This window comes from Planobispora rosea, from assembly GCF_014648175.1.
Classification (GTDB): domain Bacteria; phylum Actinomycetota; class Actinomycetes; order Streptosporangiales; family Streptosporangiaceae; genus Planobispora; species Planobispora rosea.
On record NZ_BMQP01000121.1, the window covers coordinates 1 to 1,335 of the forward strand.

Genomic DNA, 1,335 nt, shown 5'->3' on the forward strand with positions numbered 1-1,335 from the left:
GAGAGCCTCGGCGGGTGTTTTCCAGCCGAGTGTCTTTCGGGGTCTGCTGTTGAGGGTGGTGGCGACGGCGTCGATCTCCTCGGCGGTCCATCGAGACAGGTCTGTGCCCTTGGGGAAGTACTGGCGCAGCAGGCCGTTCGTATTCTCGTTCGTGCCCCGTTGCCAGGGGCTGTGTGGGTCGGCGAAGTAGATCGCGACTCCGGTGTCGATCCGTAGTTGGGTGTGCTGGGCCAGTTCCGTGCCTCGGTCCCAGGTGAGCGAGCGGCGCAGTTGCTCGGGCAGCGTGGTGATGGCGGCGGCGATCGCGTCCTTAACGGCCTCGGCGCCGCGGCCGGCCAGCGCCGGGCCGTTGTGCACTCGTGGTTGGATGCCGTAGCCGTCCATCCGGGGCAGGTGCAGCAGCAGAGTGAACCGTGTCGTGCGCTCGACCAGCGTGCCGATCGCGGAGCGGTCGGTGCCGATGATGAGGTCGCCTTCCCAATGCCCGGGAACAGCTCGGTCCTCGGTCTCGGCGGGCCGTTGGCTGATCATGACCTCTGGCGTGACGTGGCCGGTGGCGCGCTTGCGGGAACGTGCTCGAGGAACGCGCAGCGCGCGTCCGGTGCGCAGGCAGGCGACCAGCTCCCGCTTGAGCGCTCCACGGCTCTGAACATACAAAGCCTGGTAGATGGCCTCGTGCGAGATGCGCATCGTCTCATCCTCGGGGAAATCGAGCTTCAACCGGTTGGCGATCTGCTCCGGACTCCATGCCTGCGCCCACCTCCGGTCCTGCCGTCGTGGCTTGTTGCGGCCCTTCCACTGCGCGGTCACCGGCCCAGTTACCACCGTCCCGTCCGAGTGACGGACCTGCCCCGACAGCCGCTGCTGCACGTACTCGCGCAACCGCTCGTTGGTCACCAGCCTGGCTGCCTTGGGCCGCAGGGCCAGCAGTTCCGCCTTCCACTGCGCCACCGAGGCCCGGTACTCCAGCTTGCCGCCCCGCGTTGCCGCGTTGCGGCGCAACTCCCTGGAGATAGTCGACGGCGCACGGCCCAGTTGCCGAGCGATCTGCCGTACTCCCGCTCCCTCGGCCTTCAGCAAGGCGATCTCTTCCCGCTCGGCAAACGACAGATATCGGCCAGTGCGCGGACTGACCATGAATGTCGGCATCCCGCCACGTTCCCGGAACCACCGGCTCCCTGCGGCTGACGACGCGCCGACCGCGACCGCCGCCTCCTCGCTGGTCAACCCTTTGGCGATCTCACGCCAGAACGCGCGCTCGATCTCCCGTCGCAACGACGGCGCCCCCGGAGACTTCATCGGCGCCCTGCCGGTCAACGCCTTCATCCAGCCCGC

At 68.1% G+C, this 1,335-nt stretch carries 1 protein-coding gene; it reads right to left on the minus strand.

What is annotated here, in order from left to right; genetic code table 11:
• Positions 1 to 1,326 (minus strand): IS30 family transposase (locus IEZ08_RS39005; RefSeq protein ID WP_189244243.1); only part of this gene is annotated, 1,326 nt, incomplete at its 3' end.
• Positions 1,327 to 1,335 lie beyond the last annotated feature (9 nt).